8 protein-coding genes are annotated in these 8,208 nt (G+C 52.7%); 4 read left to right on the forward strand and 4 right to left on the reverse strand.

All coding sequences use genetic code 11. The annotated features are described in order from the left end of the window. From AB7U36_RS13735 to AB7U36_RS13745, 3 genes are all read left to right on the forward strand, one after another. Positions 1–476, forward strand: a 476-nt coding sequence (locus AB7U36_RS13735) for a glutamine amidotransferase-related protein (RefSeq protein WP_428160319.1), incomplete at its 5' end; no start/stop codon positions are given. Beyond that, positions 473–1,087 (forward strand): alpha/beta hydrolase, encoded by a 615-nt coding sequence (locus AB7U36_RS13740; protein ID WP_287038065.1) that lies wholly within the window; start codon positions 473–475, stop codon positions 1,085–1,087. The genes AB7U36_RS13735 and AB7U36_RS13740, both read left to right, overlap by 4 nt. Positions 1,088–1,113: 26 nt before the next feature. Then, positions 1,114–1,584 (forward strand): Lrp/AsnC family transcriptional regulator, encoded by a 471-nt coding sequence (locus AB7U36_RS13745; RefSeq protein WP_287126392.1) that lies wholly within the window; start codon positions 1,114–1,116, stop codon positions 1,582–1,584. Between the two features lie 110 nt (positions 1,585–1,694). Here AB7U36_RS13745 and AB7U36_RS13750 read toward each other — a convergent pair whose 3' ends face one another. The 3 genes from AB7U36_RS13750 to tsaA all read right to left on the reverse strand — a co-directional run bounded on the left by AB7U36_RS13750 (position 1,695) and on the right by tsaA (position 6,298). Continuing rightward, a complete protein-coding gene (locus AB7U36_RS13750) occupies positions 1,695–1,943 on the reverse strand; it encodes a hypothetical protein (RefSeq protein ID WP_286817621.1) in 249 nt (82 codons plus the stop codon). Between the two features lie 135 nt (positions 1,944–2,078). Continuing rightward, positions 2,079–5,858, reverse strand: coding sequence for a hydantoinase B/oxoprolinase family protein (locus AB7U36_RS13755; protein WP_428160320.1), 3,780 nt, complete (start codon positions 5,856–5,858; stop codon positions 2,079–2,081). 14 nt (positions 5,859–5,872) lie between these two features. After that, positions 5,873–6,298: a tRNA (N6-threonylcarbamoyladenosine(37)-N6)-methyltransferase TrmO gene (gene tsaA / locus AB7U36_RS13760; RefSeq protein ID WP_428160321.1), complete on the reverse strand. Its 426-nt coding sequence runs from the start codon at positions 6,296–6,298 to the stop codon at positions 5,873–5,875. Between the two features lie 88 nt (positions 6,299–6,386). Between tsaA and AB7U36_RS13765 the strand changes: the two genes are divergently transcribed. Further along, complete coding sequence (locus AB7U36_RS13765) at positions 6,387–6,965, forward strand: nucleoside transporter C-terminal domain-containing protein (RefSeq protein WP_428160323.1); 579 nt, start codon at positions 6,387–6,389, stop codon at positions 6,963–6,965. 125 nt (positions 6,966–7,090) lie between these two features. Here AB7U36_RS13765 and AB7U36_RS13770 read toward each other — a convergent pair whose 3' ends face one another. Then, the gene (locus tag AB7U36_RS13770; RefSeq protein ID WP_428160322.1) at positions 7,091–7,750 is read right to left on the reverse strand and encodes a carbohydrate-binding family 9-like protein; all 660 of its coding nucleotides are present in this window, start codon (positions 7,748–7,750) and stop codon (positions 7,091–7,093) included. Positions 7,751–8,208: the final 458 nt, after the last annotated feature.

Consider the following 8,208-nt stretch of genomic DNA (forward strand, 5'->3'; position numbering starts at 1 on the left):
CCGTGATTGAGATTGCACGCAATCTTGCCGGCCTGGAGGATGCCAACAGCGAGGAGTTTGACATTGACACGCCCTATCCGGTGATTTACCTGATGAAAGAGTGGGTGGATGAACAGACCGGCAAGGTCGAGAAACGGGATGAATCCTCGGATAAAGGAGGCACCATGCGGTTAGGTGCTTATCCCTGCCTTCTGGTTGAAGATACCTTTGCCATGAATGCTTACAAGACTGAAAATATTTCCGAACGGCATCGCCACCGCTTTGAGTTCAATAATGAATACAAGGACAAACTGGTGGAATCGGGTCTTGTCATTTCAGGGACATCTCCGGACCACGACCTGGTGGAAATTGTGGAACTTAAAGATCATCCGTGGTTTCTGGGCTGCCAGTTTCATCCGGAATTCAAGTCCAAACCCATGGTTCCCCATCCTCTTTTCAAGGCATTTATCAGGGCCGCCCTGAAAAATAAGAGATGATGGAAGAATCCATCACCATAACCGGTAACGGCAATATCTGTCTTGAGGGGTATCTGAACCGGCAGGAAACAGGGAAAGCCTTGGTGCTGGCCCATCCCCATCCCCTTTATGGCGGAAACATGGATGTGCCTTTGATCTGCCGGATGGCCGCTTGCTTTCAATCTGCGGGGATTGCTACCCTGCGTTTTAATTTCAGAGGTACCTGTGGCAGTTCCGGAGAATTTGACAATGGCCGGGGCGAGCAAGATGATGTCAGAAACGCTTTGGCTTTTTTATCCGACCAGGGATATGATCAGCTTTTTCTTGCCGGATACTCTTTTGGTTCATGGGTCAATGCTCATGTCGTCAGTGCCGGTGTTGATGTCTGCGATCATATTATGGTTTCGCCGCCGGCAGCATTGTTAAGCTTTGACCAGGTGGAACAGTTGCCTAATACAGGGCTGATTATAACGGGTGAAAATGATGATTTAGCGCCTGTATATCTAATAGAGGATCTTTTGTCTAAATGGAAGATTACTCCACAAATGTCGGTTATTTCCAATGCAGATCACTTTTATGTCGGTGCCTTGGATGAATTGGGAGACATTCTTTTAGACTACCTGCAGTCCTAAATTCTCAACGCATTGGAACAAGGCAATTGGACCGGATTGATAAGCAAATACTGAATATTCTCCAGGAAAACGGGAGAATTACCAATGCCCAGCTGTCCCGGATGGTGGGAATTTCAGCGCCTGCTACGCTGGAACGAGTGAAACGCCTTGAAACAACGGGTGTAATCTCCCATTTCATGGCTGTGGTGGATCCGGAAAAGGTTGGATTTCCTATCATGGTCATTGTCAGTATTACGCTGAGCTTGAGCAAGCTATCTTCAGTGTCTTTAATAAAGGAAAAGTTTTCGGAGCTTGAGGAGGTTGTGGAATGCTATCAGATTGCCGGTGCCCATGATTTTATCCTCAAGGTCATTGCAAAGGACATCAATGCCTATGCAGAATTCATGAATCATAAACTGACCCGGATACAGGGCATCCAGAGCATCCAGTCATCATTTGTCATCGACAGCCTCAAGGATAAAAGAATTTTTGTCCTGAAAGCCGAGAATGACAGCTGAAATCCTGTTCATTGTTTTTTTATAGCCTGGCCCTGTTGGGTCAGGCTATTTGCAGTTATCTGTGTAGCCGGGCTTTTTGTAAAATATAGATTAGGTTACACATCCTCTCTTTATTTTGTATTATTGGCAATGGTTCTTACGGATGCGATGGTTTCCCAGTCATAATACGTATTGATCATTTGTCCATCTTTTTGTTCCGTAATGCGAACGAACTCTTCACCGAGGAAGAAAGTAGCACCGACATATTCCTTGCCATCGTTTATCTGGCAGTGGATGTCGTTTCTCAACTTACGCGATAACGTTCCGTGGACAGGCATCGATGCATATTCAAAGATTTTTTCCAGTGTTGTCTTTTTCATGTTTACTCCTTTTCAAAGTGGTGGTTTTTTTTACACCTAAAGTCAGGTATTTTTTAGTTATAGAATCTCGTCTTTAAAAAGGCAATACAAAAATATATTAACATTTTTGTCTTAAAGTTAATTACATTTTAGAAATTAATTTGTATTTTTTTCATTCACTGTTGGCGTGCCGAATCCACCTCCGCCGGGGCTCATGATACGGAAACGCTCGCCGGGTTGCGCTATGATTTGGTTCTTGGCACCCATGCAGATTGAGGTGCCGTCTTTTCTGATGAAGAGGTTCACCCCTTTGCTGCCGGATTCGCCGCCTTCCAGCCCGTAGGGGGCGAAAACCCTGCGTTCGGAAAGGATGGCGACATTGAGGGGCTTTAAAAATTCCACTTCACGCACTAAACCGTCCCCACCGTTGAACCGCCCCCTGCCGCCGGACCCCCGGCGGATGGAAAATTCCCTGAGAATTATGGGATATCGCCGCTCCAGGATCTCCGGATCAGTGATTCGGGTGTTGGTCATGTGGGTGTGAACCCCGGTCTGCCCGTGCCAGGTCGGGCCGGCACCGGCCCCGCCGGCTATGGTTTCATAGTAGCCGAAGCGGTCATTGCCGAAGGTAAAATTGTTCATGCAGCCCTGGGAGGCGGCAGCCACGCCAAACGCCTTGAGGACCACGTCGGTGATCCGCTGGGAGGTCAGCACGTTACCGCCTACCACCGCCGCTTCGGCAGAGGGATCAAGCAGAGAGCCCTTGGGGATATTAACGGTGATGGGGATAAGGCAGCCGTGGTTTAAGGGCAGGTCTTTTTCAATCAGGCATCTGAGGCAGTAAAGTATCGCCGATTTAGTCACGGCTTTGGGAGCATTGCAGTTTCCCCAGATTTGAGGTCCGGTGCCTTGAAAATCAAATAGTGCGCTGCCGTCCTTTCGGTCTATGGTGAGGGATAGGGCAATGGGGCTGCCGTCATCCAGATAGTCACTGGCGCGGATCGTGTCCCGTTCGGCCATCCCCTTGGATGCGGAAAGCGCCATGAGCCTCTGGCGAACGGCCTCTTCCGCCGCATCCTGAACATGCTTCATATATGCCTGGACTACGTCGATGCCGTAGAGATCAACCATCTCCAGCACCAGTTCAATCCCTTTCTGGTTGGCGGCAACCTGGGCCTTAAGATCGGAGATATTGTCTGCCAGAAGGCGGGTGCCCCAGACGGCCGGACGCCCCGGTGTCGGGGGCAGTTTGCCGGGGGCCAGCAGCAGTTTCGAAAGGCCTTCTTCCTGAAAAATGCCGTTCTCCACCAGCTTGAATGAGGTGATGCAGGCCCCTTCCTCTTCAATGCGGCGGGAGTTAGGGGGCATGGAGCCGGGAGAGATGCCGCCGATGTCGGCGTGATGCCCACGGGCTGCCACCCAGAAAATGACCTGATCGTTTTTGAACACGGGGGTGATGACCGTAATGTCGGGCAGGTGGCTGCCCCCTGCAGCCGGATGATTGGAGACCAATACATCCCCGGGCGTAAGACCGCTTCCCTGCATCTGGATCTGCGCCTTTACCGCGTCGCTCATACTCCCCAGATGGACCGGCAGATGGGGCGCGTTGGCCACCAGTTCACCATCGGGCCCGAACAGGGCGCAGGAAAAATCGAGGCGCTCCTTGATATTCGTAGAGATGGCGGTTTTTTGAAGCATCCGGCCCATTTGTTCGGCAATGGACATGAAGAGATTGCTGAAAATGGAAAGTTGGACCGGGTCAAGCGTTGTGCCGATTTGCTCCCTCGTGCCCGAGCCCACCTTGATTTCCACATCGCCGTTTTTTGTAATCTCTGCGGTGCAGTCGGGTTCGATGAGAATGGTGGAAGTATGGTGGATCAGAATGGCCGGGCCGGGGATACAATGGCCGGCGGCAAGTTTTTCCAGATCGTAAATCAAGGTTTTCTGCCGACCCTCTTCAAAATAGCACTGGGTCGTATCCAGCACCGGCGGTGCCCCCTGGGCCTTTGGGATGCTGATCCGGCGCAGATTCTCAGACTTGCCCCGGGCGCGGATCCGGATATCGTCGATGAGGATTTCCCTGCCAAAAAGATCGAATCCGAACTCCCTGCGGTAGACGGCCCTGAAGGCTTTTGTATAGTCATTGTCTTCAGGCCGGCAGATCATAATGGCCGTGTCTGTCCCATGGTATCGCAGGTTAAGAAACCGGGTGGTGTCAACGGCATCCGGGGAGAATCCCTGATCCTGAAGTTCCCGGCGAGCCGCTTCTTCAAGTTGTTTAAAAACCGCTTCAGCCTCTTTCAGCGCTTGTGGGCATAAGAGAGCGGAGCAGGGCTGCTGGCGCTCCGTGACCACATCGGCCATGCCCATGCCGTAGGCGGACAGAATGCCGGAAAACCGGTGGATAAAAATTTTGGATATTCCCAGGGTCCGGGCAATGGCGCAGGCATGCTGGGGACCGGCGCCCCCAAAGGTGGCCAGAATGTGCGCCTTGATATCGAAGCCCCGCATCACCGAAATTTCACGGATGGGCCTGACCATCACCTCGTTGGCCACCCGGATAAACCCCAGGGCAGCCTCCTCCACCGTCATGGGCGGCAGCCCGGCACCGGCGCAGTACCTGTTGATTTCCTCTGTCAGGCCGGCCAGGGCCGTACAGGCCGCTTCCACGTCCAGCGGCTGATCTTCGGTGGGGCCGAAAATATGGGGAAAGTGCTTAGGTTGAATACGGCCGAGCACCAGATTGGCGTCCGTGACCGTCAGGTAGCCCTCTTTTCGGTAGCAGACCGGCCCAGGGTGTGCCCCGGCAGATTCGGGACCCACCAGGAACATGCCGTTGTCAAAGAAGAGGCGGCTGCCCCCGCCGGCGGCCACGGTCCTGATGTGCAGTTGGGGGGCCTGGATGCGCACTCCGGCGGTTTCCGATTCAAAGACCAGCTCATATTCCCCCCCGAACCGGGAGACATCGGTGGATGTGCCGCCCATGTCGAAGCCGATGACGGGCTGTTTTTTTTCAGAATCAAAGGTGGTCATGGCATAGCCTACCACCCCGCCGGCCGGTCCGGAGAGGATGGCGCGGCTGCCGGTGAACCCGTCGGCACCGGCCAGTCCGCCGTCTGACTGCATGAAAAGAAGTCCTGTATGGGTAAGCTTGTCCTTGAACCCGTGTTTAAAGCTGTCAAGGTAGGTGCGAATATGCGGGTTGAGGTAGGCGTCCACCATGGTGGTGTCGCCCCTGGCCACCAGCTTCACCCGCGGCATGACTTTGGAGGAGAGGGAGATCTGGGTGAATCCGATCTCCTGGGCCAGGCGGCCGATGGTTCGTTCATGATCCGGCCAGGCATAGGCGTGCATGAGCACGACGGCAAGACTGCGGATGCCCCGATCATAGACAGCCTTAAGATCGGATTTTATGGCCGCTGTATCCAGGGGACGAATCACTGCCAGGCGGTCACCGGTGATCCCCTTCACGATTTTGCCTTCCACTGCCGAGGCGTCATCCTCCTCCCGCAAGATCCTCAGGCGCTCGTCCGCTTCAATGACCTCCCGGTACAGAATTTCGGGTTTTTTGATCTCCAGGTCAAAAATCCGGGGACGGTCCTGGTTTCCGATTTGAAGAATATCACCGAATCCCCGGGTCACCACCAGGGCGCTGGGCGCGCCTTTTCGTTCCAGCAGGGCGTTGGTGGCCACGGTGGTCCCCATGCGAATCCATTCAATCCGGTCGGATTCGAACAGTTCTTTGGGTACGGGCTTGCCGGTCACCTCTTCCAGGATGCGCCGGATTCCTTCACGGGGTGCGTCAGGATAGTTCCGGAAATCTTCGGATAAAAGCTTGATGACCCTGAACCCGGGTTCTCCGGGAACCTCGGCATAGATATCCGTGAAGGTGCCGCCGCGGTCGACGGAAAAACGAAATTTGGCGGGGTCGGACATGGGTACTCCTTTTTTTATTGTGCGCTTGGACAATCCTCTTCTCCCGTGACCAGGGGCTTGATATCCAAAATTGGTGTGCCGTCAATCATATCAATGTGTTTGACCCCAATGCGTTCTTGGTCTTTATCTGTCACCTCAACGACACTCATGCCGATGGCATTGGGACGGATGGGCGAACAGATGCTGAACACGCCTCTGGAAGAGGACCGGTGGGGCGGGGTCTGGAACAGGTATCCTGAATTGAATGCCGGGCTTTTATGAAAATGGAAAAGCACCACAATCTTTTGTCCGATTTCAATATCACGCAAGCCAGGCACAAATTCAGGCTGAATCTCCAATACCCCTTTTTCCTGTGACACGGACCAGTGCCGGGGTGTTTTTGTTGCATTGGTTCTGACAAAACCGATGGGTGTGAAGGAAATGGTTGTGTTCTTTGTCATTATAAACACCTTTTTGGGTTGAGAAAATGCCAATTTAACACAGTTAATTTATATCGTACACGTTCAATATGTTTGACCAGCAATTCTAATTTCAAAAATCATGATTCCTGAAACCAAAGATGTTACAGAATGGCAACTGTCCACGCCAACGGTTTACAAAAGCGTTATGGATGCCGTGACCACGGGCACGGTGTCCGGCATTGATCTTATGATCAATATTGTGGCCATGATCATCGTTCTTGTCGCCATGGTGAGCCTGATCAATATGGCACTAGGACTTATGCCGATGTTGGATGGGCAGCCGTTCACCCTGCAGCGGATTTTAGGCTGGATCATGGCACCTGCAACCTGGGTGATGGGTATCCCATGGTCCCAAGTCCATGCCACCGGGGCTTTGATGGGAACCAAAACAATTCTCAACGAATTCATCGCATACCTTGATTTGACCCGTATGCCTTCAGGCGAAATAAGTGAACGCAGCCGCATCATTATTTCATATGCCATGTGCGGTTTTGCAAATCCGGGCAGCCTGGGTATCATGATCGGCGGCATGGGCGGTATGGTTCCGGAAAGAAGGGATGAAATCGTATCTTTAGGTTTTCGCTCCATCGTTGCAGGCACGTTAGCCACATGTATGACCGGATCTGTTGCCGGGATATTTTTATAGTGTTTGTGGTGTTTTCAATTCCTCGTTCCTGAAAACCTGCGATTCCAATATTCAGGGTCGCCCTGCTTTATCTGCCTTGTCTTGCAGATCCTTTCACTCTGTCGGGAGGACGCTTTTTCCTGGCCTCATTGGAAGCAGAGGGCGCCAAAGGCCCGGGGATGGTGAAAGTCCGGGGCCGGCAGGTCCACCGGCGCCCAGGTCAGCCAGTGGGGGTGGGAGGTGTTGTCCGCACATTTGTAAAAGTTGGCCCGCCAGGCCTTGCCCGGTTCCGGGTGAGTTACGGCCGTGTACGAGGAAAGCAGGTCAAAGGGGATTCTGGCACTCAGAAACCAGAGTACTGGATCCTGGACCTCTGGGCTCACAATCTTGGGCAGGGAGGCGTCCCGAAGGATCCGGGCACAGTCTGATACCGGGATTTCAACGGGATCTTTCCTGGGCAGGGTTTGGAAGTGAAACAGGATGGTGCCCCCGCAGTTCATCTCAAGGTTGAAGTACCCCTGGTCCGGGTCCGGCCCCGGAGTAAAGAAGAATTCGACGCAGCTGTCCTGGTATACGCGATCTTGATCGGTCCGGGCCAGGGCCTGGATATACCGGTCCTGGACCCGGAACATCAGGTAAAGGGCCTGGTCGTCATAGGCCAGCTTGACCCGGGTGTCCGGGAAGTGGCTGGGACGTTCTCCCATATGGCAGGTCAGTTTCTGGCTGGAGACGGCATTCCATGGGGGGTTCTGCCATGATGAGGCATCCACCCGGAGTCGGTCCTGTCTGGCAACATAGTGCTGCATGGCGTTCCTTTGAGGGCTAAGGTGGGGTTGAGGTTTAAAGATTTATATCACGGGAACAACGAAAAGCCCACCCAGAAACGGGCGGCACGGGGGCTGGTCCGAGATGCCCTCTTATTGGCCTTTTATTCTCCAGGATACTGTGTCATCCTGAAGAAGCCAGGTGGCAAGCTTTTTGAAGACCACGGACCTTGAGTCGTTTATGAAAAAGGGGTCTTTAGGGGCTCGGAAAAAATTAATGCTACAGATTTTGCGCCGAATTTTTATTCGGGTTCAAGGCGTGAGTTAGGGAGCATATTGGAAACTCATGGGCAGATAAGACAAATAAAGCAGACAACAATGATTGAAAATATTCTTTTTGATCTGGATGGAACCTTGACAGACCCTAAAGAAGGGATAACTCGTTGCATACAATTCGCTCTTGAAGAATTCGACGTGGAGAAACCTCATGCAGATCAGCT

This window comes from Desulfobacter sp. (genome assembly GCF_050177295.1).

Excerpts from the sequence above, each read along its gene's own strand:
- AB7U36_RS13740 (WP_287038065.1), top strand. The coding sequence starts at position 473 with ATGATGGAAGAATCCATCACCATAACCGGTAACGGCAATATCTGTCTT.
- AB7U36_RS13750 (WP_286817621.1), bottom strand. The coding sequence starts at position 1,943 with ATGAAAAAGACAACACTGGAAAAAATCTTTGAATATGCATCGATGCCT.
- AB7U36_RS13755 (WP_428160320.1), bottom strand. The coding sequence starts at position 5,858 with ATGTCCGACCCCGCCAAATTTCGTTTTTCCGTCGACCGCGGCGGCACC.
- tsaA (WP_428160321.1), bottom strand. The coding sequence starts at position 6,298 with ATGACAAAGAACACAACCATTTCCTTCACACCCATCGGTTTTGTCAGA.
- AB7U36_RS13770 (WP_428160322.1), bottom strand. The coding sequence starts at position 7,750 with ATGCAGCACTATGTTGCCAGACAGGACCGACTCCGGGTGGATGCCTCA.